Origin of the sequence: Marinobacter sp. CH_CUG1437-1 (assembly GCF_037029655.1) — a bacterium.
In the GTDB taxonomy this organism is placed as follows: Bacteria; Pseudomonadota; Gammaproteobacteria; order Pseudomonadales; family Oleiphilaceae; genus Marinobacter; species Marinobacter salsuginis.
Genome location: NZ_JAYMEW010000001.1, coordinates 852,110 through 874,681, shown reverse-complemented (window position 1 = coordinate 874,681; position 22,572 = coordinate 852,110). Strand labels below are relative to the sequence as shown.

17 protein-coding genes are annotated in these 22,572 nt (G+C 60.0%); 5 read left to right on the top strand and 12 right to left on the bottom strand.

All coding sequences use genetic code 11. The features are described from left to right. Positions 1-2: 2 nt before the first annotated feature. From WA411_RS03940 to WA411_RS03915, 6 genes are all read right to left on the bottom strand, one after another. Positions 3-995 (bottom strand): dihydroorotate dehydrogenase-like protein, encoded by a 993-nt coding sequence (locus tag WA411_RS03940; RefSeq protein ID WP_291904518.1) that lies wholly within the window; start codon positions 993-995, stop codon positions 3-5. Further along, the gene (nifJ, locus tag WA411_RS03935) at positions 988-4,581 is read right to left on the bottom strand and encodes a pyruvate:ferredoxin (flavodoxin) oxidoreductase (RefSeq protein ID WP_291904520.1); all 3,594 of its coding nucleotides are present in this window, start codon (positions 4,579-4,581) and stop codon (positions 988-990) included. Before nifJ ends, WA411_RS03940 begins: the two co-directional genes overlap by 8 nt. A 125-nt stretch (positions 4,582-4,706) precedes the next feature. Then, positions 4,707-5,813: a tRNA-queuosine alpha-mannosyltransferase domain-containing protein gene (locus WA411_RS03930; protein ID WP_291904522.1), complete on the bottom strand. Its 1,107-nt coding sequence runs from the start codon at positions 5,811-5,813 to the stop codon at positions 4,707-4,709. A gap of 11 nt (positions 5,814-5,824) precedes the next feature. Next, positions 5,825-7,009: an MFS transporter gene (locus tag WA411_RS03925; RefSeq protein WP_291904524.1), complete on the bottom strand. Its 1,185-nt coding sequence runs from the start codon at positions 7,007-7,009 to the stop codon at positions 5,825-5,827. Between the two features lie 97 nt (positions 7,010-7,106). Further along, positions 7,107-7,904, bottom strand: coding sequence for an ABC transporter permease (locus WA411_RS03920; protein ID WP_291904526.1), 798 nt, complete (start codon positions 7,902-7,904; stop codon positions 7,107-7,109). Continuing rightward, positions 7,891-8,499, bottom strand: coding sequence for an ABC transporter ATP-binding protein (locus WA411_RS03915; RefSeq protein ID WP_291904527.1), 609 nt, complete (start codon positions 8,497-8,499; stop codon positions 7,891-7,893). Before WA411_RS03915 ends, WA411_RS03920 begins: the two co-directional genes overlap by 14 nt. A gap of 96 nt (positions 8,500-8,595) precedes the next feature. Here WA411_RS03915 and WA411_RS03910 point away from each other — a divergent pair, with 96 nt between their 5' ends. Then, the gene (locus WA411_RS03910) at positions 8,596-9,222 is read left to right on the top strand and encodes a hypothetical protein (RefSeq protein ID WP_291904528.1); all 627 of its coding nucleotides are present in this window, start codon (positions 8,596-8,598) and stop codon (positions 9,220-9,222) included. A gap of 7 nt (positions 9,223-9,229) precedes the next feature. Here WA411_RS03910 and arsJ read toward each other — a convergent pair whose 3' ends face one another. Genes arsJ through WA411_RS03895 form a run of 3 tightly spaced genes read right to left on the bottom strand, consistent with a single transcriptional unit; the run spans position 9,230 to position 12,239 of the window. After that, complete coding sequence (gene arsJ / locus WA411_RS03905; RefSeq protein ID WP_291904529.1) at positions 9,230-10,423, bottom strand: organoarsenical effux MFS transporter ArsJ; 1,194 nt, start codon at positions 10,421-10,423, stop codon at positions 9,230-9,232. Position 10,424: 1 nt separating this feature from the next. Beyond that, positions 10,425-11,429 (bottom strand): ArsJ-associated glyceraldehyde-3-phosphate dehydrogenase, encoded by a 1,005-nt coding sequence (locus WA411_RS03900; RefSeq protein WP_291904530.1) that lies wholly within the window; start codon positions 11,427-11,429, stop codon positions 10,425-10,427. Between the two features lie 45 nt (positions 11,430-11,474). Beyond that, complete coding sequence (locus WA411_RS03895) at positions 11,475-12,239, bottom strand: metalloregulator ArsR/SmtB family transcription factor (RefSeq protein ID WP_291904531.1); 765 nt, start codon at positions 12,237-12,239, stop codon at positions 11,475-11,477. Between the two features lie 89 nt (positions 12,240-12,328). Here WA411_RS03895 and arsB point away from each other — a divergent pair, with 89 nt between their 5' ends. Continuing rightward, positions 12,329-13,399, top strand: a complete 1,071-nt coding sequence (gene arsB / locus WA411_RS03890; protein ID WP_291904533.1) for an ACR3 family arsenite efflux transporter — start codon at positions 12,329-12,331, stop codon at positions 13,397-13,399. Positions 13,400-13,527: 128 nt separating this feature from the next. After that, entirely contained in the window at positions 13,528-14,325 is a 798-nt protein-coding gene (locus WA411_RS03885) for an undecaprenyl-diphosphate phosphatase (protein WP_291904535.1), read from the top strand. A 154-nt stretch (positions 14,326-14,479) separates the two neighbouring features. On the opposite strand, the gene uvrD is transcribed toward WA411_RS03885, so the two are convergent. Then, complete coding sequence (gene uvrD / locus WA411_RS03880; protein ID WP_291904537.1) at positions 14,480-16,645, bottom strand: DNA helicase II; 2,166 nt, start codon at positions 16,643-16,645, stop codon at positions 14,480-14,482. Positions 16,646-16,959: 314 nt separating this feature from the next. Continuing rightward, on the bottom strand, positions 16,960-18,411 hold the full coding sequence (locus WA411_RS03875) for an NAD-dependent succinate-semialdehyde dehydrogenase (RefSeq protein WP_291904539.1): 1,452 nt from the start codon (positions 18,409-18,411) through the stop codon (positions 16,960-16,962). Positions 18,412-18,597: 186 nt separating this feature from the next. On the opposite strand from WA411_RS03875, the gene WA411_RS03870 reads away from it, so the two are divergent. After that, entirely contained in the window at positions 18,598-19,611 is a 1,014-nt protein-coding gene (locus tag WA411_RS03870; RefSeq protein ID WP_222465562.1) for a histone deacetylase family protein, read from the top strand. A gap of 4 nt (positions 19,612-19,615) precedes the next feature. On the opposite strand, the gene thiI is transcribed toward WA411_RS03870, so the two are convergent. Then, positions 19,616-21,070 carry a tRNA uracil 4-sulfurtransferase ThiI gene (gene thiI / locus WA411_RS03865; protein WP_291904542.1) on the bottom strand — a complete coding sequence of 485 codons (1,455 nt, stop codon included), beginning with the start codon at positions 21,068-21,070 and terminating at the stop codon, positions 19,616-19,618. Between the two features lie 110 nt (positions 21,071-21,180). Here thiI and ppnN point away from each other — a divergent pair, with 110 nt between their 5' ends. After that, positions 21,181-22,563 carry a nucleotide 5'-monophosphate nucleosidase PpnN gene (ppnN, locus tag WA411_RS03860; protein WP_136631164.1) on the top strand — a complete coding sequence of 461 codons (1,383 nt, stop codon included), beginning with the start codon at positions 21,181-21,183 and terminating at the stop codon, positions 22,561-22,563. Positions 22,564-22,572: the final 9 nt, after the last annotated feature.

Genomic DNA, 22,572 nt, shown 5'->3' with positions numbered 1-22,572 from the left:
TGTCACTTCCAGCCGTGCAGCAGGCGGGCATAGTTGAGGCGCTCCCAGGTGCGACTGTTGGGCGCCTTGTCCATTGACAGCGCGCCTCGCGCCTCAGCCAGATCACGATAGCCCATATCGGACAAGCGCCGGCTCATACCGTGGTGTATTCGCCCCAGGGCATCGGGACCGTCCGCCAGGATCGCTGATACCACCTGAACAGCGGCTGCACCGGACAGGATTGCCTTGGCCGCATCATCACCGGTGTGAACCCCACCCGATATAGCCATCTCCAGAGACGTCTGGCCATAAAGCATGGCCGACGCGTGTAGCCGCATTGGCAGCTCGGCACTGGAAGACAGCACCACTTCCCGGCTCAATTCCAGCTCATCAAGGTCCATCTCCGGCTGATAGAAGCGGTTGAACAACACCAGTCCCCGGGCTCCTGCCGCTTCAACACCGGAGACAAAGGACGGCAAGGCCGAATAGAACGGCGACAGTTTGACGCTGACGGGAATGGTGACCTGTTCGGCCACCGAGCGCACCACCGCCAGTTGACGCTGTTCCAGACTGGCGGCTGTCTCGGAGGGATCGGTGGCCAGGTCATAGAGGTTGAGCTCAATGGCATGGGCACCGGCGGCCTCCAGCTCAAGGGCGTGTCCGGTCCAGCCTCCGGTGGAAATACCGTTGAGCGAGGCAATCACTGGCACATCCAGTGATCGACGCAACAGCTCCAGCCGTTGGAGGTAGCTGCCCGATCCCATCTCGAAAAGCTCCGACTCCGGAAAAAACGAGCGGGCTTCGGCGTCCGTATTGATCCGGGAATCAATAAATCGATGAGCCGCCATCTGCTCCTCGACCAGCTGCTCCTCAAACAGCGAGTGCATGACAACCGCACCGGCACCGGCCTTGACGCAGGCCTTCAGTGCATCCAGGTCGTCGGTCAGCGGACTGGCGCCGACCACCAGGGGCGAGCGGAGTTCGAGGCCCAGCCAACGGGTTGCCAGGTCAGTCATGACGTTCACCCTCTTGGTTATCTGCGCCGGAAGCTTCGTGGGGCTCAAAGTGGATCCCGGCCAGCTGTTTGTAGAGCTCGCGCTGTTCGGTGGCCGCCTCCGACGCCGCAGCCACCAGCTGTTCGTAGCGTTGGGGATCCCTCAGCTCCAGCATCCGGAAACGGGCCTCTTCCTGCATGTAGGCTTTCATGGTGATTTTCTGGCGCGGGGAATCCAGTTGCAGTGGCGGCAGCCCCTCGTGGGTGCGACGGGGATCAAACCGGTACAACGGCCAGGCCCAGCTGTCCACTGCCCGCTTCTGCTGTGACGGCGAGTGCACCAGATCGTAGCCGTGGGCAATGCAGGGGCTGTGGGCAATGATCAGTGCCGGGCCCTCGAAGCTCTCGGCTTCCTGCAGGGCCTTGGTGGTGTGGTTACTGTGGGACTGCATGGCGATCTGGGCCACGTAGACATGGCCGTAGCTCATGGCCAGCAGGCCCAGGTCCTTCTTGCGGGTCGCCTTGCCGGCGGCGGCAAACTTGGCAATTGCACCCATGGGCGTGGCCTTGGACTGCTGCCCGCCGGTGTTGGAATAGACCTCGGTGTCGAGCACCAGCAATTTCAGGTTCTGGCCCGAGGCCAGGGCGTGGTCCAGGCCGCCATAGCCAATATCGTAGGCCCAGCCGTCACCGCCAATCACCCAGACGCTCTTCGGGCAGAGCTCGTCGGCCAGGCTGTCGAGTTCCCGGGCCTCCTGCCCCTCCTGGTCCGTCAGCCAGCTACGGAGATCCTCGATGGCTGCGCGCCGAGACGCCATGGCGGTTTCATCGATTGTCGTGCAGGGCGAGGTCAGGTCCGCATAAAGCCCCCCGGGCAACTGACCCTGCACTGCGTCCAGCAACTGCCGGGCCCGGCCGACAAGCTTGTCCAGCCCCAGGCGCATGCCCAGACCCAGTTCCGCCGCGTCTTCGAACAACGAATTGTTCCAGGTGGGCCCCCGGCCGTCGGCATTCACCGTGTAGGGCGTGGTGGGCAGATTGCCACCGTAGATCGAGGAACAACCGGTGGCGTTCGCAATCAGCAGCCGGTCACCCACAAGCTGGGTCAGCAGACGGATGTAGGGTGTCTCACCGCAGCCGGAACAGGCGCCCGAATATTCGAACAGCGGAATCAGCAGCGGCAGGGCTTTGAAGTCGCGGGGGATGCGGTCTCTGGGCACATCCGGAATACTCCGGAAGAACGCCAGGTTCTCCGCTTCCACCTCACGGTGCTGCTCAATGGGCTGCATGTTGATGGCTTTGCGCTTTGGCTGGGCCCGGTCCTTGGCGGGACAGACCTCCACACACAGACCACAACCGGTGCAGTCATCCGGCGCCACCTGAATTCGGTAATCCAGGCCTTCCAGTTCAGAGGTCTGGGTTTCCGGCACGGCCTCGAAGCTCTCCGGCGCCCCCTTGGCCGCCTCGGGCTCGAACACCTTGCTGGTGATCGCGGTGTGCGGGCAGATCATTGCGCAGAAGTTGCACTGAACGCAGAGGTCGGACTCCCAGATCGGAATTTCCAGGGCGATGGTTCGCTTCTCGTACTGGCTGGTGCCGGTTGGCCAGGTTCCGTCAGGAGGAAAGGCGCTGACCGGCAGCTTGTCCCCCTGCCCTTCCAGTAGCAGGCGAGTGACTTTCTGCACAAAGTCCGGCGCACTCTCTGGCACTCTCGGTGGTCGGTTGCGGGTGGCCGTTACCTTATCCGGCACCGTTACTTCATGCAGGTTGTCCAGTGCCGAGTCCACCGCCTCCACATTTCGGCGCACCACTTCCGGCCCGCGCCGTCCCCAGGTCTTTCGGATGGACTCCTTGATGTGGGCAATGGCCTCTTCCCGGGGCAGGATATCGGCCAGGGCGAAGAAGCAGACCTGCATCACCGTGTTGATCCGCCGTTCCAGCCCCGCTTTTTCTGCCACCTCGGCGGCATCAATCACAAACAGTCGGGCCTTGAGCTCGACCAGCGCACGCTGGACCTCCACCGAGAGCCGATCCCAGACCTCGTTTTCTGGCCAGGGCACGTTCAGCAGCACCGTAGCGCCCTCGGCGGCGTGTTCCAGCACTTCAAACCGTTCCAGGAACTGGGGCGCATGAATGGCCACAAACTGGGCCGTGTTGATCTGGTAGCTGGAGCGGATGGGCAACGGGCCGAACCGCAGGTGGGATACCGTGGTCGCGCCGCTTTTCTTGGAATCATAGACGAAATGCCCCTGGGCAAAGAGGTCCGTGCCCTCGCCCAGAATCTTGATGCTGGCCTTGTTACTGCTGACAGTGCCATCAGCGCCGAGACCGAAGAACAGCGCCCGACGGGTTTTCGGAGACTCGATATCCAGCTCACTGTCCACGTTCAGCGAAAGATGGCTGACATCGTCCCGCACGCCAACGGTGAAACGGGTTTTCGGCGCCTCGGCCTTCAGTTCGTCAAAAATGGCGCACACCATGGCCGGAGTGAATTCCCGGGAAGACAGACCATAGCGACCGCCGATCACCCGGGGCAGCACCTTGCGCTCGCCCCGGCTCCAGGCTTCCATCAGGGCGCCACTGACTTCCAACAGCAGTGGCTCGCCCTGGGCACCGGGTTCCTTGGTTCGGTCCAGCACGGCCAGGTGCTCGACGGTGTCTGGCAGAGCATTCAGGAAACGGTCGGTCGCAAAGGGCCGGAACAGGCGCACCTTGAGCACACCGACTTTCTCGCCCTGCTCCAGCAGCCATTCGACCGTCTCGTGGGCGCATTCGGCGCCGGATCCCATAAGGATAATCACACGGTCAGCGTCGGGGTGGCCGACATAATCAAACAACCGGTACTGACGGCCGGTAATACCGGCAAACCGTTCCATTACGGATTCCAGCTTCTCCGGAAACGCCTCATAGAACGGGTTGATGGCCTCCCGGGCCTGGAAGAAGGCGTCGGGGTTCTGGGATGTGCCCCGAACCACCGGCCGGTCCGGCGTCATCCGGCGGCTCCGGTGTGCCTCCAGTCCTTCAAGGGGTACCAGAGCCCTCAGATCGTCATCGCTCAGGGCGGCGATCTTGGAAATCTCATGGGAGGTACGGAAGCCGTCGAAAAAATGCATCACCGGGACACGGCTTTCCAGAGTGACGGCGTGGCCGATGGCGGCCATATCCTGGGCTTCCTGGACCGAACCGGACGCCAATAGGGCAAACCCGGTACCGCGGGCACTCATCACATCGGAATGATCGCAGAAGATCGACAGGGCATGGGTGGCGATGCTGCGGGCGGCAATATGCATGCAGAAGGGCGACAGTTCACCGGCAATCTTGTACAGATTGGGCAGCATCAACAGCAGGCCCTGGGACGCGGTAAAGGTGGTCACCAGGGAACCGGCCTGCAGCGCCCCGTGCATGGCCCCGGCGGCACCGGCCTCGGACTGCATTTCCACCACGCTGGGAACCTGCCCCCAGAGATTGGGTTTGCCCAGGGCCGCCCAGTCGTCAGCGTGTTCGCCCATCACCGAGGCGGGCGTAATCGGATAGATGGCAATGGTCTCGCTCAGGCGATAAGCCACCGAGGACACCGCTTCATTGCCGTCGAGGGTATGGAACTCCATGGCCACGACTCCCTGTGGTGAGGCCGACAGACAGTTCTGAGTCTAGTATCGACGGTGACAACCGCAAGAGGGCAGGTTTGATCTGAGACAGGTTTGGGGAAGAAACAGGATCAGGGCTTGCCTGCTCAGGTTTTAATCAATCCATCAAACAAAGCCTGGTAGGCTCCGGCCAGTCTTGATGCCCGCCAACCCTCGGGCGGACAGGCTGGCACGTCTGTTTTGAGCAGTGCTTCGAGGCAGTCGGCGGCTGCTTCCGCCTCTCGCCTGGCATCCTGTTCATGGCTAACATAACGACACTGCTCCGGGACATATTCCTGATAGGCCAGTCGATTGGGGGCTAGCGGAACGCAACCTGAGGCCATGGCCTCCAGCATCGCCAGCCCCTGGAAATCGTGAAGTGCCGTGGAGACGACCAGGTCCGCCTGACGCAGCAAATGATCGTAGTCGTCACGGCTGTCCAGGAAGCCCCAGTGTTCGATTCGATGACTGAACTGTTCACGAATCCGGTCAAATGCCTCTGGATAGCTGCGAAACCGCTCCCCTACCACGCTCAGCCGGAAAGGCACCGCGCGCTGTTCCAGCACCTGCAGGAAGTTCAGCAGGCGATCGGGCCCTTTGTCGTATTCCCAGCGATGGTTCCAGAGCAGGTGCGGACAGGCCCGGCCCACCAGTAACGGGCGACCTGCAAACAGCCGGTCTTCAATGGGCACTGGAAGCACCCGCGACTTGCTACGCAGAGCCTCGATCAGCCCCTCGGGCACCCTGTCCGGCAGCTTCTGGCAGAAAGCCTCTACACCGCTCAGAAAACTGTCCCGATTCCAGCCACTGTTGAACACCACGCAATCGGCCGAAAGAGCACTGTACAGGTTGACCATCTGCGGATCCACACTGGTGTTCTGGCCACTGGATATCGGAAAGGCGAATTGGTTTTCGTGCATGTAGAGCAGGCAGGGGGTACGGGCCAGGCGAGGATTCAGGCCACGCAGAGTCGCCAGATCCACCATGGAGGTGGCGATGACCAGATCCCAGGGTTCCTGCAGGATCGGTTCATTCAGCCAGCTCAAGGGATTGCCGCGAATGCGCCAACGGAAGAATCTGGGAGGCAATACCAGGGCGTGCCAGCGAAATTCCGGCAACAGTGCTTCCAAGTGCTCACGCCAACGCTTATGACTGGCGGCATCATAACCGGACAGCAACAGTACTCGCGGCCTGGACCTATTGGATTCCCTCATACTCACAGCCATTACCCTGACTGGGCTTCAGGCCGGGCTCTGGAGAGCGACCACAACCCGAGCACGGGCCCCGGGAATAGTAGCAGAACCACCCAGACATCGAGCTGCCCCCACAATCCACTGGTCAGCCAGATCGCCGGCAGGGTCAGGCCGAACCCAACCGCATTCATCACCGCAAGCGAGGAGCCCACCGATTCCCTGGGTGCCGCGGCCGAGGCCAGCGCAGAAAACTGGGGGGAGTCTGCCACTACGGCAATACCCCAGACAATCAGCAACACCATCAAAACGACCGGCGAGAGCCCATTCAGCCAGGGATACACAAGACAGAAAGCACCGGAAATCATCAGTGCTCGGCGGGCTACCCACTCGCTGCCCAGGGTGCGACTGAGCCTGCCGCCACCGACACAGCCCGCCGCGCCAATCCCGATAACGGCAAACGACAACCAGGAAATGAGCGCGTCACTCTGACCTAGTCGCTGCAGCTCCCGACCGATGAGCAGCGGCGTGAGTGTCCAGAATGCATAGAGCTCCCACATATGGCCGAAGTAACCTCCGGCCACGGACCGGAATCTGGGGATACGCAGCGCCGCCAGCCCCTGGCTCAGAGGCAAACGCCCGCTGCTTTTGGGCAAGTGCGGGCCGTCCCCCAACAGATACACCAGAAGGCCCCCAGCCACCGCAAGGCAGGAGGCCGCCATCAACGGCCATTCCCAGGGCATGCCCAGAGTCGCTCCTCGCATCAGGTGTGGCAAGGCCGTGCCGAGGGTGAGCATGCCCACTAGCCAGGCCAGGGCGGCGCCGGCGTATTTCGGGGTCCAGGCGATTACCATTTTCATGCCCAGCGGGTAGATTCCAGCCAGACACAGACCCGTGGCAAACCGCAGAAGAAAATCGAGCGGCGGTGCACCGGCCGCGAAAATAAATCCGCCATTAACCAGTGCACCAACCAGACTCGACAGCGTAAAGATACGACTGGCGCCGAACCGGTCTGCCAGACCGGTCACTGCAATGGTCAGGGTACCGGCGATAAACCCGGCCTGCACCGCCAGCGTCAGCCGCCCCAGATCGGTTTCCGACAGGCCCAGTTCCGCGGACAGCGACAGCCAGACACCGTTGATACTGAACCAGAGCGAGGTGCCAAAAAGCTGGGCCAGCACAATCACCGGCAAGGGATAACGTCTTAGCAGGTCGATCATTGTTGTTGTCTTCTTCCACGCGATGGACCAAGCCTAGCCCCGGGAGACTTGCTTCGCCCATGCTACTTTGGTGTCTTGTTGACGTAAGGCTGCGGTTTCAGGGTTTCACCAATCGATCCAGCCGCAAGCGCTCCCGCTCATCGAACAGTCTTCGACCACCCCACGAAACCGCCATCAGTGAACCGAAGCCGGTGCCGACGGTAATAATCAGCATCACCAGAATCTGGTATTTGACCGCCACCGCCGGCGGGCTACCCGCAAGAATCTGGCCAGTCATCATACCCGGTAGGCTGACAATACCAGCGGCGGCCATCGCGTTGATGGACGGCATCATGCCGCTGCGCATGGCGTCCCGACGGATATCCTCCAGCGCCTGCTGCGAGGTTTGGCCCAGCATTAGCCGGTTTTCGATAACCGCCCGCTGCCGCCAGACCGATTCATTCAGACGGTCCAGCGCGAGACTGACGCCGGTCATGGTGTTACCGAGCATCATGCCCAGGAGCGGAATAGCGTATTGCGGGGCGTACCAGGGCTCGGGGCCGATGACCACAGTCAGGGCCAGAACGGTAACCGCAAAGGACGACACAAACATCGCCCCTGTGCCAATACTGAATGCCCACCAGCCCCGAAGCCGGCGTCCCTGGCGCGCGACAACCTCACGGCCTGCAACCAGGAGCATGATCAGTGCCAGCAGGGCAATCCAGTAGAACGCAGAAGACGCGAACAGGGCCTCCAGCACCAGTCCGATCAGGGCCAGCTGAATGATCGTGCGCAGGGCCGCAATCAGCAGGCTTCGGGTAATGCCGAGTCGAGCCAGATACCCGGTGCCGGCCAGCGCCAGAACCAACAGGGCCGCGAGCCCCAGCTTCCACCAGGCGAGATCAATGACCTCCATCGACGCGCTCCAGCGTGGTGCCATGAATCCGGTAGTGGGCATCCGCCACCCGATGGATCTGCGCCGGATCATGGGCAACCCAGAGCACAGCAATCTGCCGCCTCCGGATCTCGTCAAGCAGCCAGATTTCAAGGGCTTCCGTGCTGTCGTTGTCCAGATTGGCGGTAGGTTCGTCCAGTAGCAAAGCCTCTGGTTCAAGGGCCAGGGCACGCCAGAGTGCAAGCCGCTGCCGTTCTCCGGAGGACAGCCGACTCACCGACCAGCCCATGACCTCTGGGGTAAAACCCAGCGCTGACGGCAATCCTGCCTTCGCCTCATCGGGAAAGTGACCACCCACGTCATCAAACCACCATTGACTGTCTGCCGGAACCATGACTACTCGACTTCGCCACTGGTGTGCCGGAATGTCCAACTGACCGGTATCACCCAGAGAAACCCTGCCATCATGGGGTTCCAGGTCGGCCACAGCCCTGAGCAAACGACTTTTGCCGCTGCCCGAAGGCCCGGACACGCAGACAACCTCGCCACCGGGCACCCGTAATGACACGTTACTCAAAGTGCCAACGCTGAGATTTTCCAGCACCAGATCTGTCAAGATAGCATCACCAGGTTTAGCCCAAGTTCGTAACGGCTATACCATTACACAGTGTTCCGCCAACAACCAGTCGACATTCGCTCAGGCCAGGTAGGTATGAAGCTTCGATCTCTTGTCACGTTCACACTGGCATCTGCACTGATCGCCGCTCCGGTCGCAGCGGAAGTCAGCCTGGCGCCCTTTGCAGGATATCGGATGAGCAGTTCGGTGGATATCAGGACCGCCGGGGCCAGCACCTCAGACCAGATCGACTTCCGGGATACCCTCAGCCAGGGGCTGGTGTTCAATTTCGATCTGCCGGATCCCGGCAAGCAGGGAGAACTGTATGTCGGGCGGCAGACCACTTCGGCCAGACTGGACAATGGCCTGTTCGCTCCGGGTGTGGAATCCATCGATCTGACCATCTACCAACTCCAGTTTGGCGGACTGTATTTCCCTGGCGGCCAGAATCACGGCGGCTTTGTCTCGGGTGTTTTCGGGGTTACTCGTCTGGAACCGGACGATTCGAGATATGAAACCCACCACCGGGCCGCCCTGTCCATTGGCGGCGGCTACCAGTTTTTCCTGACTGAACAACTGCGCCTGAGGCTGGATCTGCGAGGTGTTTACACCGCCCTGAATTCGGGGGGTTCGGCCTTCTGCTCAGGGGGATGCGAACTCCGGTTCGACAGCAGCGGCTACCTGCAGGTAGAAGCCGCAGCCGGGCTGGCCATTCGGTTCTGAGGCCCGGTCAGGCTGTTACTGGCCGACGCTCGGGCAACATCAGCGACAGCAGCGCAGCGGTGGCCACCAGACCGAACGATATCCACAGGCAGGCCTCCAATCCGTAAGCCTGATAGACCCACCCCGACAGGATGGTGCCCAGCAAACGCCCGGCCGCGTTCGACATGTAATAGAAACCCACGTCCAGCGACACACCATCTCCACGGGCATAGCTGACGATGAGATAGCTGTGCAGCGACGAGTTGACGGCAAACAACACGCCAAACAAAAGCAGACCGCCAACGATCACGAACTGGGGTGACCAGCCTGCCGTCAGGCCAATGGCAATTCCTGCCGGAACCAGCGCCAGGGCCGCCGCCCAGAGCACAGCAGGCTGCTTGCCTTCCATGTCGCCGGTGATGCGTGGCGCCATGGTCTGGATAAAGCCATAGCCGATGATCCAGGTGGCCATAAAGCCGCCTACTTTCCAGAAGTCCCAGCCAAAGACCGTGTGCAGGTAGACCGGCAAAGCCACCACAAACCAGACATCCCGGGCCCCGAACAGAAACATCCGCGCCGCCGAGAGCACATTGATAGCCCGGCTTTTGGAGAGGATCTCGCGGAATTTAGGCTTGGCCTTGCTCTTGCCCAGATCCTGCCCCAACAGAAACAGGCTGGCCAGCCAGACCAGTCCCAAAGCCACGACCATGATGATCACGGCGCCTGTGAAGCCGGCAGCCATCAACAGCACACCACCAAGGAAGAAGCCAACGCCTTTCAGAGTGTTCTTCGAACCGGTGAGAATCGCCACCCACTTGTACAGCGTGCCCTGTTGCTCGTCCGGCACCAGCAACTTGATGCCGCTCTTGGCGGACATCTTGTTCAGGTCCTTGGCAATCCCGGAAAGTGCCTGCGCTGCCATCACCCAAGGCACCGTGAGCATGGCCGCCGGCACCGCCAGCATACCCAGTGCCACAATCTGCAGGAACAACCCGATGTTCATGGTACGGTTCAGCCCCATGCGGGCGCCCAGGTAACCGCCCACCAGGTTGGTCACCACCCCGAAAAACTCGTAGAAGATGAACAGCAAGGCGATTTCCAGGGGCGAGTAACCCAACTGGTGGAAATGCAGCACCACCAGCATCCGCAGGGCCCCATCGGTGAGGGTGAAGGCCCAGTAGTTGCCGGTAATCACCAGGTACTGTCTGATGGCAGCCGTCATATCAGGCAGTGCCTACCCTGCGAGCCAGTTCTGCAGTGCGGTTGGCGTAGCCCCATTCGTTGTCGTACCAGGCGTAGATTTTCACCTGGGTGCCGTTGACCACCATGGTGGACAGGGCATCGACGATGGACGAACGCGGGTCGGTCTTGTAGTCAATTGAGACCAGCGGGCGCTCTTCATAGCCCAGAATGCCTTTCAGCTCGCCTTCGGCCGCTTCTTTGAGCAGTTCGTTCACAGTTTCACGATCCGTGGCCTTCTCCACTTCAAAGACACAATCGGTCAATGAAGCGTTAGTAAGCGGAATTCGCACCGCATGGCCGTCCAGACGGCCTTTCAATTCCGGGAAGATCTCGATAATCGCCGTTGCCGAGCCGGTGCTGGTGGGGATCAGTGAGCTGCCGCAGGCCCTGGCCCGACGCAAATCCTTGTGGGGCGCATCAATAATGGTCTGGGTGTTGGTCAGGCTGTGAATGGTGGTGATGGAGCCGTGCTTGATGCCCAGCTTCTCGTGAATCACCTTGACCACCGGCGCCAGACAGTTGGTGGTACAGGAGGCGGCGGTGACAATGCGGTCGTTGGCCGGGTCGAAAATATCATCGTTCACGCCTACAACAATGTTTTTGGCACCCGACTCTTTCACCGGTGCGGTCACCAACACCCGCTTCACGCCCTGATCCAGATAGGCCTGCAGCACGTTGATCTTCCGATTTACACCGCTGGCCTCGATCACCAGATCGCAGCCGGACCAGTCGGTTTCACCGATGGTTTTGTTGTGAGTCATGCGGATGCGCTTCCCGTCGATTTCAATCTCAGTTCCGTCGGCAATGGCTTCCTGACTCCAGCGACCATGGATGCTGTCAAAGTTAAGCAGGTGGGCCAGCGTGGCGGCATCGGCGCCCGGGTCGTTAATGGCCACAAACTCCATATCTGGCCAGCCCCAGGCGGCCCGCAAGGCCAGACGACCGATTCGGCCGAATCCATTAATGCCTACTTTGATCTTGCTCATGGTGTACTCCTGATGAAACTGTTCAAACATTAAACCGCGCGAGGATTACAGGCATTGGACAGACGGGCGGTCTGCCATGGCCTGCAATCGTGCCAGCGGGTTCTCTATCAATCGGTTGTTATGGCTGGCGGTTTCATCCAGCACCCGTGCCAGCCACTGAGGAATGCCCGGGTTCAGGGAATAGTAGATCCACTGGCCCCGACGCTCTGTTGCCAGCAGGCCGACATCCCGCAACGTGGCCAGATGCCGGCTTACTTTCGGCTGAGGCGCTTCAAAGGCTTCAGTAAGCTCGCAGACGCAGAGTTGCTCTTGGCTTCGAATTAGCAGAAGGGCTGCCAGGCGGAAATCATCGGCCAGAGCCTTGAACACCGCGACCGGCTCATAGCTGGCGGGTTTCGCTCCGGTTTCTTTCTGGTGGACCAGCGCGAACAGCGCAATGCGCTCCCTGATTTCCTTGAGAGTAAGGGCAAAAGTGGAATGGCGGTTTGCCGGCACCGGATCGGCAAAATCCCAGGCAATCTGCTGAGCGGGCTGGCAGACCGTACCGCACTCGTTCGAGGCTTTCTCGCACAGGGTGATCACATAATCCCAGTATTGCCCCTGCACTTCGGCCAACTGCTTGCTCTGCAGACCTTCAGTCGATATTCCGGCTTCTTCCAGCACCTGCAGTGCCGTCGGGTGAGGACTGGTAGGCTCGGTACCGGCGCTGGCCACTTCGAACCGGTCTCCAGCCATATCCCTAAGCAAGGCTTCTGCCATCAGGGAACGGGCACTGTTGGCGGTACAAACAAATAAAACACGGCGTTTCATATCTGAATTTCCATATATTCGTTTTCACGCATATCTATATTTGTGCATAATAGTCACCGCATCTTCACGAGTAAAGGAATCCGGGCAACATGACTACCAACCCAGACATAGCCGAGACGGAAGGCTCAGGCGAAGGCATGGATCAGTTCGGCAGGTACCTGTCGGTGTGGGTGGGCCTGGCCATCATCGCCGGCGTAGCTCTGGGCCAGATCGCACCGGTGGTACCGGAAACCCTGTCCCGTTTCGAATACGCGCAGGTCTCCATCCCTATCGCCATTCTGATCTGGGCGATGATTTTCCCGATGATGGCGCAGATTGATTTCAGTGCGGTAGTCGGGGTACGCAAAGAACCGAAGGGCCTGGCGATCACTACCATAGTGAACTGGCTGATCAAGCCCTTCACCATGTTTGCCATTGCCTGGTTCTTTCTGATGGTGGTGTTCGAACCATGGATCGCGCCGGGACTGGCCAGCGAGTACCTGGCCGGAGCGATCCTGTTGGGTGCGGCACCCTGCACCGCCATGGTGTTCGTGTGGAGTTTCCTGACCAAAGGCGATGCCGCCTATACCCTGGTGCAGGTATCCCTGAACGACATCATCATGCTGTTCGCTTTCGCCCCGATTGTTGTGTTCCTGCTGGGCATTTCAGATATCCAGGTGCCCTGGGATACCGTGCTGTTGTCCGTCGTTCTGTACATCGTGATTCCGCTGACGGCCGGCTACCTGACCCGCCGCGCCCTGATCTCTCGCCACGGTCAGCAGTGGTACGACGATGTGTTTATGAAGCGGCTCAGCCCGGTCACCCCGGCGGCGCTGATCGTCACCTTGGTGCTTCTATTCGCCTTCCAGGGCGAGGTAATCCTGAACAACCCCCTGCACATCCTGCTGATTGCCGTGCCGCTGATTGTTCAGACCTTCCTGATTTTCTTCCTGGCCTATGGCTGGGCAAGGCTCTGGAAAGTACGCCACTGCATCGCGGCGCCGGGCGCCATGATTGGTGCCAGCAACTTCTTCGAACTGGCTGTGGCCGCGGCCATCGCCCTGTTCGGTCTGCAATCCGGAGCCGCGCTGGCTACTGTGGTTGGTGTGCTCGTGGAAGTACCGCTCATGCTGATGCTGGTAAAAATAGCCAATCGCACCCGGGACCGGTTTCCCGCCTGAACCCCGGTGGTCAGCACCGGGCTTTCAGTCACGGTGCTGACCTTACCCCGCTACCTGTTCAGCTCACGCCCACCCTGCTAATATCGCGCCGACATTTCTGACGCACCGAACCTGACGGAATCCACGCAATGGACGTTTTCCAGGCCCTTTTCCTTGGCCTTCTCCAGGGACTGACCGAATTCCTCCCGATCTCCAGCTCCGCCCACCTGATCCTCACCCCTGCATTGTTCGACTGGACCGATCAGGGCGTGGGTTTTGATCTTTCCGTACACGTGGGGACGTTATTGGCGGTCGTGCTCTATTTCCGGCGGGACGTCTTTGGCATCGCCCGGGACGGACTGATCTCCATTGGCCAGCGCAAAATCGTTGGCCAGGGCGCCCTGGCCTGGTACCTGGTCATCGGCACTATCCCGGCAGGCCTGGCCGGCCTGGCCTTGCTGGACATGATCGACAACGAATTGCGGGCCGTGGAAGTCATCTTCTTCACCACCCTGTTCTTCGGCCTGCTACTGGGCGTTGCCGACTGGCTGCCAAAACGCCAGCGCACCCTGGACAAGCTCAACTGGAAAGACGCCGTCCTCGTCGGCATCGCCCAGGCCATGGCCCTGGTACCCGGCACCTCCCGCTCCGGCGTCACCATCACCGCCGGTCTGTTCCTCGGCATGACCCGCGAAACCGCCTCCCGGTTCTCATTCCTGTTGGCAATTCCCATTATCGTGCTGGCATCAGCCGTGAAACTGCTGGAAGTGGCAACCTCGGACGTGATCGTCGACTGGGGTGGCTTCCTGATCGGCGGGGTAACTTCGTTCCTGATGGCCATCACCGCGATCCACTTCTTCCTGAAGTGGCTGAACAAGGTAGGAATGTGGCCTTACGTAATCTATAGAATTGTTCTAGCAGGTGTAATCTACGCGATTCTTATGTAGGAGCGGCTAGCAAATGGTCTGAAGCGCAGGTCGGGTAAGGGTTTCCAAAACTGTGCGGAGCCATGGATGGCGGAGCCCAAGCGCCACAGGGATGTGCCGCAAGGAGCGTGTTTTGGAAACCCTTACCCGACCTGTGCCACCTCCAAAGTAGAAATCAGCAGGCCTCCAAAGGCGCATAAGCCAAAACCAGCCACTTCGCGCCCTCATCAAAGTTCACCTGCACCCGAGTATGGTGCCCGGTGCCCTCGGAATTCATCACGATGCCTTCACCAAACTTGGGATGGCGAACCCGCTGCCCCAGGCTGAAGCCTGACTGCCGGGCCGAATCCTGGGCAAACAGGCTTTCGTTGGGACGCTCAACCATCGCCGGCCGAGTCACAGTATTTCGCAGCCGCACTTCCTGCAAACAATCGCCCGGAATTTCCCGCACAAACCGGGACAGAGCGTTAAACTTCTCCTGCCCGTACAACCGGCGGGATTCGGCGTAAGTAAGCACCAGCTTTTTCATGGCCCGCGTAATGCCCACGTAGGCCAGACGACGCTCCTCTTCCATGCGACCCGGCTCTTCCAGGGACATGCCGTGAGGGAACAAACCCTCCTCCACACCTGCCAGGAACACCATCGGAAACTCCAGGCCTTTGGCTGAATGGAGGGTCATCAGCTGCACGCTGTCCTCATGGGCTTCGGCCTGGGATTCGCCGGCGTCCAGCGCGGCCTGGGCAATAAATTCCGCCAGCGGGTCCACGCCGTCTTCCACCTCATAGTCAGACAAGGCGTTGACCAGTTCTTCCAGGTTCTCCACCCGCGCCTGACCTTTCTCGCCCTTTTCGCTGGCGTGATAGTCCTTCAGCCCGCTGTCCTCAATGGTCTGCTTCATCAACCCATGCAGGGTCGCATCCCCCACCATGCCGGACAGTTTTTCGATAATCGCAATAAACGACTGCAGCCCGGTTTTGGCGCGGCCTTTCACCTGCCCGGCTTCCAGCAGGTGCTCGGCGGATTCCCACAACGAGATGCTTTGCTCAGTGGCGTATTCCCGCAGCTGCGCCAGGCTCTTGGCGCCAATGCCACGGGGCGGAACGTTCACCACCCGCTCAAACGCCGCGTCGTCGCGGCGGTACTGAACCAGCCGCAGGTACGCCAGGGCGTTGCGTATTTCCTGGCGATCATAGAAGCGCAGGCCGCCGTAGACCCGATAGGGAATCCCCTGGCGCATCAGCGCCTCTTCCAGCACACGGGACTGGGCATTGGAGCGGTATAGAATCGCGCACTCACTGCGAAGATTGCCGTCCTGAACCCAGGCGGAAATGCTGTCGGCGATGTAGTTCGCTTCATCCTGTTCGTTGAACGCCGCGTACAGACTGATCGGCTCGCCTTCCGGGCCGTCGGTCCAGAGCTCTTTGCCAAGCCGACCCTGGTTATTGGCGATCACAGCGTTGGCCGCCTTCAGAATCATCTGGGTGGAGCGGTAGTTCTGTTCCAGGCGAACCAGCCGCGAATTGGGGAAATCCCGCTGGTACTGCTGGATGTTCTCGATCTTGGCGCCCCGCCAGCCGTAGATGGACTGATCGTCGTCACCCACCACCGTCAGCGGCACCCGGTTGCTGGCCAGCACCTGCAGCCAGGCGTATTGAATGGTGTTGGTGTCCTGGAACTCGTCCACCAGGATGTGCTGGAACCGGCCCTGGTAGTGGGCCAACAGCTCTGGCCGGTGCAGCCAGAGCTCGTGGGAGCGCAGCAGCAACTCGCCAAAATCCACCAGACCACCCTGCTGGCAGAGCTTCTCGTACTGGCGGTAAATCTTCAGCATGATCGACAGAAACTGATCGCCCGGATTCTCCTGGATATGATCCGCCCGCAGCCCCTCGTCCTTCTGGCTGTTGATAAACCACTGGGCCTGCTTCGGCGGCCACTTGCTCTCGTCGATCTGGTTTTCGCGCATCACCCGTTTGATCAGCCGCAGCTGGTCGTCGCTGTCCAGCACCTGGAAGTTCTCGGGCAGTCCGGCGTCTTTCCAGTGCGAACGCAGTAGGCGGTGAGCGATGCCATGAAACGTGCCGAACCAGAGTCCACGGGCCGGAATCTGCATCATCTGCTCGATGCGATAACGCATTTCCTTGGCGGCCTTGTTGGTGAAGGTCACCGCCAGGATGCCAGTGGGCGGAACCCGATCCACAGTCATCAACCAGGCGATCCGGTGCACCAGAACACGGGTTTTGCCGCTGCCTGCGCCGGCCAGAACCAAAAGGTGATCGTTCTGTGCGGTAACAGCTTCGCGCTGGGCATCGTTCAAAGGATCGATGATGTGGGAGACGTCCATAAAGATTCGGTTCGCTACTGGTTAAATAAACAGGTTAAGGAGTATAACAGGAGAAAAGCAGGATTTCCGGGTGGGAGTTTTTACTGGTTGCGCGTCGGATTACGCGTTGCTAATCCGACCTACGTAATGCCGAATCTAATGATTCGAAAAGCCCTCTCCCCATGTCAGAGAGAGCGCGGGGGAGGTTCCCCTTCAGGACTGTCTGTGGCCAAGGATGGCCACAGCCAAGCGCACATGGATGTGCTCGTAGCGTGTCCTGAAGGGGAACCTCCCCCGTGCGACACCCCCAGGAAAGAGGGCTGTTATTTCAGAAGTTAGAAGCCTCTCGGCACCGTCTGAGCTTCCACGAACTCGAACAGACCTTCCAGGCCACCTTCACGGCCAATACCCGAGGCCTTCATGCCACCAAACGGCGCTTCCGGGGTCGGGCCGGTGCCGGTGTTCCAGCCACAATGGCCGAAGCGAAGGCCGGCAGCCACGCGCTGGGCTCGCTCGGCGTCGTTGGTGAACACGTACGAGGCCAGGCCGAACTCGGTGTCGTTGCCGGCTTCGATCACTTCCTCTTCGGTGCGGAACAGCGCCATGGGCACCAGCGGGCCGAAGGTTTCCTCCTGGTAGCAGCACATATCGCGGTTTACCCCGTGTACCACCGTCGGCGGGAAGAACAGATCGTTGCCCAGCTCCTCCGGCTTCTTGCCGGCGACCAGGGTCGCGCCTTTCTCAAGGGCGTCCTGCACGTGGCGTTTGACCTTGTCGTAGCCAGCCTGGTTGATCAGCGGGCCAATATCCACGTCGCCGTTGATGCCGTCACCGACGGTCATTTTGTTGACCCGCTCGGCAAGCTTTTCACCAAAGGCATCGGCCACTTTCTCATGCACGAAGATCCGGTTGGCACAGACACAGGTCTGGCCACCACCACGGAACTTGTTGGCGATGAGGTTGTCCGCCGCGGCGTCCAGATCGGCGTCGTCGAAGACGATGAACGGCGCGTTGCCACCCAGTTCCAGGGCCAGTTTCTTGACCTGCTCGGCGGTGTCGACGATCAGCTTGCGGCCCACTTCTGTGGAGCCCGTAAAGCTGAGCATGGGTACATCCGGGCTTTCGCAGAGTAACTTTCCGATGACACTGGCCTTGCCCATCACCAGGTTCACCATGCCGTCGGGCATGTCCGTGTGCTTGTCCATCAGGCTGAACAGGGCAATCATGGTCAGCGGGGTTTCACTGGCGGGCTTGATCACGGACGGACAGCCCGCGGCCAGAGCCGCCGACAGCTTTTTGGCAATCATGCCAATCGGGAAGTTCCAGGGCGTGATCAGGCCGGCGACACCGATGGGCCGGTAGTGAACCGTCCAGGTGCAGTCTTTCGGTTTCTCGGGAATGGTGTGCGCGTCCAGGGCCTGGATGTGCTTGGAGCAGTAATCGAAGAATCCGGCAGCATAATCTACCTCGCCCTGGGCCTCTTGCAGCGGTTTGCCATGTTCCATGCACAAAATCCGACCGACTTCTTCCTTGTTGGCCTTGAGCGCGTCCCGTATGTCTTCCAGCCACTTGCGGCGGGTCTCGATGCTGTAAGGACTTGTAAGCCGAAGCGCCGACTTGCCGGATGCGATGGCAGCGTTCACTTCCTCTTCCGACATGGATGCGACCTGGGCGATCACCTTGCCCGTTGCCGGGTTATAAACATCGAAGGTGTTGCCATGCTCATTGTCAGTCCAGCGACCACCGATATAGCCGGTCAGCTTTTCCAGCAGGGGTGACTCGATCATCTCGGCTCCTCTTCTGTGATTGGCTCCGCCCCCGTGTGGAGCGCAGTATAGGTAATCTGGTTGCGTCAGTGTTTTATGTCTTCCATAGTGGATGTTGTATCCCGACCTGTAAAGTCAAGGGCAGGCTTTTGATCATCCCCTGAGTGTGCCTATACTCGGGGAATCAGACACTCAGGAGACCGGACAATGAAGGCATTTTTCCATCACGCACAGGATGAGCATATTCCACAGACGTACTTTACCCGTGGACAGATGCGCCAGCCCCAGGAGATCCCTGCTCGTACCGGTGAAATGTTGGGCGGACTGAAGGAAATGGGCATTTCCGTGCTGCAGCCAGCGGACCAGGGTGCGGGGCCCATCTCGAAGGTTCACGATCTGGGTTACCTGCGTTTTCTGGAATCCGCCCATCGGCGCTGGAAACAGATGGATGACTGGGGTGATGAAGTCATCTCCAATATCTTTGTCCGTTCCCCCAACCACCTGACAGGCATCCTGGCCGAAGCAGCCCGCTACCAGGCCGACGGCAGTTGCCCGATCGGCGAGAACACCTGGCACGCGGCCTACTGGTCGGCCCAGAGCGCGCTCGGTGCTGCCGATGCGCTGATAGCTGGCGATCGCACCTCCTACGCTGTGTGCCGCCCGCCGGGCCACCATGCCCGCCGGGATGCGGCCGGCGGGTTCTGCTACCTGAACAATGCCGCGATAGCCGCCGAGCACATGAAAACCCGGTTCCCCCGGATCGTGATCCTGGATACCGACATGCACCATGGCCAGGGCATTCAGGAGATCTTCTACGACCGCAGCGACGTGCTCTACATCTCAATCCACGGCGATCCCACCAACTTCTACCCGGTGGTCACCGGCTTCGAGAACGAGCGTGGCGAAGGGGAAGGCTTTGGCTACAACATCAACATGCCGATGCCCCACGGTTCAACGGAAGACGATTTCTTTGCAAAACTGGACGACGCCCTGGCGGCCATAAAGCTTTACCAGCCGGACGCCCTGATCCTCGCCCTCGGTTTCGATATCTACAAGAACGATCCACAGGCCAAGGTATCAGTCTCTTCCGAAGGCTTCTGCAGGCTCAGCACCCACGTGCGTCAATTGGGGCTACCAACCTTGGTGGTTCAGGAAGGCGGGTACGATCTGGACGCCCTGAGCGAGAACGTCCAGCAGTTCTTCAAAGGCCTGGCGGGCTGAAGCTTCAGGCGGCGGGCACGTAGACTTTCACGTTCGCGTGCCCTTCGGCCTTGAGGTGGCCCGCGTGCATCCGGCTCATGGTACCCCGATCGCAGTACAGCAGGTATTGCCGGTTGGCCGGCAACTCCGGCAACTGCTGGTTCAGCTCGTAAAACGGGATCTGAAGAATCTCGTTATTGGTGAGCTTGAGCGGTGACTGTTCGCCCTCCGAAGGGTGGCGCACGTCGATAATCACATCATCCACCGATGGTGTCTGCACCAGTTCCACTTCTTCAGGTGTCACGGTCGTCTCCAACAACCGGTTCACGGGTGTTTCCTCACGGGCCTCAATCGCACTGGCGAGCACCGAGGCGTCCATCTGGGCCTCGTCTTCCTCCACCCGGTGCAGCTTGGCTCTGGTAGCCGGCTTCTGGGAGATGACACCGCAATACTCGGGCATGTTGCGGGCATAGACTTCAGTGCCAATTTCACGGGCGATACGGATAATGGATTCCTTGTCCATGGACACCAACGGGCGAAGGACCACCTCGTCACTGGCGCGATCCACCACGTTAAGGTTGCTCAGAGTCTGACTCGACACCTGGGCTACCGCGTCGCCGGTCACCACCCCGGAGGCGTTGTTGTTTTTGGCAATCTCGGCAGCCGCCATCAGCATCTGGCGCTTCAGCACCACACCCCAGTGACGGTGACTGACCGAACGCATGATTTCGGCAACCACGCCCTCGAAGGGCACGGAGATAAATTTGGCGCTGTGGGAGGCGCCGTAGCGGTCCCACAGGTAATGCACCACCTGGCGTACACCCACCTCATGGGCGGCGCCCCCCAAATTGAAAAACAGGAAATGGTTGCGCAGGCCGCGGCGCATCATCAGATAGGCGGCTACCGAAGAATCGTACCCCCCGGAAATCAGAGTCAGGACATTTTCGACACTGCCCAGTGGATAACCGCCCAATCCGCGATGTTTGCGGTGGGCGATATGGAACTGGTCGTCATGCACTTCAATTCGCACTTCAACCTGCGGCGATTTCAGATCTACACCTCTGGCCTCCGATGCCTGCATCAGGGCGCCGCCGACCGTCCGCTCCAGATCGATGGAGCGGAAGTTGTGCTCGCCATGGCGCCGGGCCCTGACGGCAAAGGTTTTGCCTTTCAACCGGTCAGCAAACGCTTCAACGGCTTTGTTGGCCACATCGTCAAGGCTGACAAACGGAAATGCCCCGATTTCCTGAATCGTAGAAATACCCGGTATGCGCAAAAGCGCCTCCAGGGCAGGGCCGGAGAGTCCGCGGCCATCAGGCACTTCCACATCCACCCGGTCCCAGCTACCGTCCACCCGAATCTCGGGATCCAGTCGTGCCAGCAGTTTTCGGACGTTCTGCCGCAGGTGACGCATCTGCTGACGACGGACGGGTTTACTCTTGATCGCAACTTCCGGAGCGGGACGAATAAGCAGTTTCATAAATCGGAATTTTGTCGGGTGGCGTATTGAATGGAAAGGCCTTAGTCTACCCTTTTGACCCAATGCCTCAAAATCGGGCATTTCCGCAACATTCAGGAGTTTCACCGTTAATGCAGGAATCGACCATCAATGCTCTGGTTTCTCCCGAGGGCAGCCTCGAGATCCTCTCCAATCATGAGGTCAACCGCCTCAAGGACCGCAGCGAAGGGGGCTTGTATCGCCTTTTCCGCCAGTGCGCCCTGGCGGTCCTGAATACCGGGGTGGAAACCGACGACTGTCAGGCATTGATGGAATCCCATGCCGACTTCGATGTCCGCCTGGTGCCTCAGCCCCGGGGGCTGAAACTGGAACTGATCAATGCGCCGGCACATGCCTTCGTTGATGGAGAAATGCTTCGGGCGATCCGAGAGCACCTGTTCTCTGTCCTGAGAGACATCATTTACTCCCATTCAATTCCCCAGTCTGCCGCCGGTTTCCGGCGGGACGATCCGGAAGATCTTACAAACTATGTTTTCCACATACTCCGCAATGCCCGTGTGCTGCAGGCCGGGCGGCAGCCAGATCTGGTGGTCTGCTGGGGAGGCCACTCGATCGGTCATGACGAATACCAGTACAGCAAGGATGTGGGCCATCAACTGGGGTTGAGAGCCCTGAGTATCTGCACCGGATGTGGCCCGGGCGCCATGAAGGGGCCCATGAAAGGCGCCACCATCGGTCACGCCAAGCAACGGGTTAAAGACGGCCGCTACATTGGCATCACCGAGCCCGGCATCATTGGCGCGGAAGCCCCCAACCCCATCGTCAATGAACTGGTGATCATGCCGGACATCGAGAAACGCCTGGAAGCCTTCGTCCGCTGTGGTCACGGCGTGATAGTGTTCCCGGGAGGGGTCGGCACCGCCGAGGAGATTCTGTACCTGTTGGGCATCCTGCTGCATCCGGACAATGCTGATCTGCCTTTCCCGGTGGTGTTCACCGGTCAGCAGGAGAATGCGGAATACTTCGAAATGATCGACAAGTTCATTCGGAACGCCCTCGGGGACGAAGCCGCGAGCAAGTACGAGATCATCATTGATGATCCAGTGCGCGTGGCGCAGACCATGAAAAAGGGCATGAAGGAGGTGGAGACTTTCCGGCGCGCCATGCAGGATGCCTACTACTTCAACTGGATGCTGAAGATCGACCCGGTGTTTCAGCTACCGTTCGAGCCCAATCACGACAATATGCGAGCCCTGGAGCTTCACCGGGACCAGCCCGTGCACCTGATCGCCGCGAATCTGCGCAAGGCATTCAGTGGCATTGTGGCCGGGAACGTCAAGGAAGGTGGTATTCGACAGGTTCAGGAGAAGGGGCCATTTGAAATTGCCGGTGATCCCAGCCTGATCAAACCGCTTGAGGCCATGCTTGAACAGTTTGTAGCCCAGAATCGGATGAAACTGCCGGGTTCCTCGGCCTACAAACCCAGCTACCGTATCGTCAGCGGAGCGGCCTGAGCCGCCTCG

Coding starts and splice junctions, on each gene's coding strand:
- WA411_RS03925 (WP_291904524.1), bottom strand. CDS start 7,009: ATGATCGACCTGCTAAGACGTTATCCCTTGCCGGTGATTGTGCTGGCC.
- WA411_RS03940 (WP_291904518.1), bottom strand. CDS start 995: ATGACTGACCTGGCAACCCGTTGGCTGGGCCTCGAACTCCGCTCGCCC.
- WA411_RS03870 (WP_222465562.1), top strand. CDS start 18,598: ATGAAGGCATTTTTCCATCACGCACAGGATGAGCATATTCCACAGACG.
- WA411_RS03885 (WP_291904535.1), top strand. CDS start 13,528: ATGGACGTTTTCCAGGCCCTTTTCCTTGGCCTTCTCCAGGGACTGACC.
- uvrD (WP_291904537.1), bottom strand. CDS start 16,645: ATGGACGTCTCCCACATCATCGATCCTTTGAACGATGCCCAGCGCGAA.
- WA411_RS03875 (WP_291904539.1), bottom strand. CDS start 18,411: ATGATCGAGTCACCCCTGCTGGAAAAGCTGACCGGCTATATCGGTGGT.
- arsB (WP_291904533.1), top strand. CDS start 12,329: ATGACTACCAACCCAGACATAGCCGAGACGGAAGGCTCAGGCGAAGGC.
- arsJ (WP_291904529.1), bottom strand. CDS start 10,423: ATGACGGCTGCCATCAGACAGTACCTGGTGATTACCGGCAACTACTGG.
- WA411_RS03930 (WP_291904522.1), bottom strand. CDS start 5,813: ATGAGGGAATCCAATAGGTCCAGGCCGCGAGTACTGTTGCTGTCCGGT.
- nifJ (WP_291904520.1), bottom strand. CDS start 4,581: ATGGAGTTCCATACCCTCGACGGCAATGAAGCGGTGTCCTCGGTGGCT.
- thiI (WP_291904542.1), bottom strand. CDS start 21,070: ATGAAACTGCTTATTCGTCCCGCTCCGGAAGTTGCGATCAAGAGTAAA.
- WA411_RS03900 (WP_291904530.1), bottom strand. CDS start 11,429: ATGAGCAAGATCAAAGTAGGCATTAATGGATTCGGCCGAATCGGTCGT.
- WA411_RS03910 (WP_291904528.1), top strand. CDS start 8,596: ATGAAGCTTCGATCTCTTGTCACGTTCACACTGGCATCTGCACTGATC.
- WA411_RS03895 (WP_291904531.1), bottom strand. CDS start 12,239: ATGAAACGCCGTGTTTTATTTGTTTGTACCGCCAACAGTGCCCGTTCC.
- WA411_RS03920 (WP_291904526.1), bottom strand. CDS start 7,904: ATGGAGGTCATTGATCTCGCCTGGTGGAAGCTGGGGCTCGCGGCCCTG.
- ppnN (WP_136631164.1), top strand. CDS start 21,181: ATGCAGGAATCGACCATCAATGCTCTGGTTTCTCCCGAGGGCAGCCTC.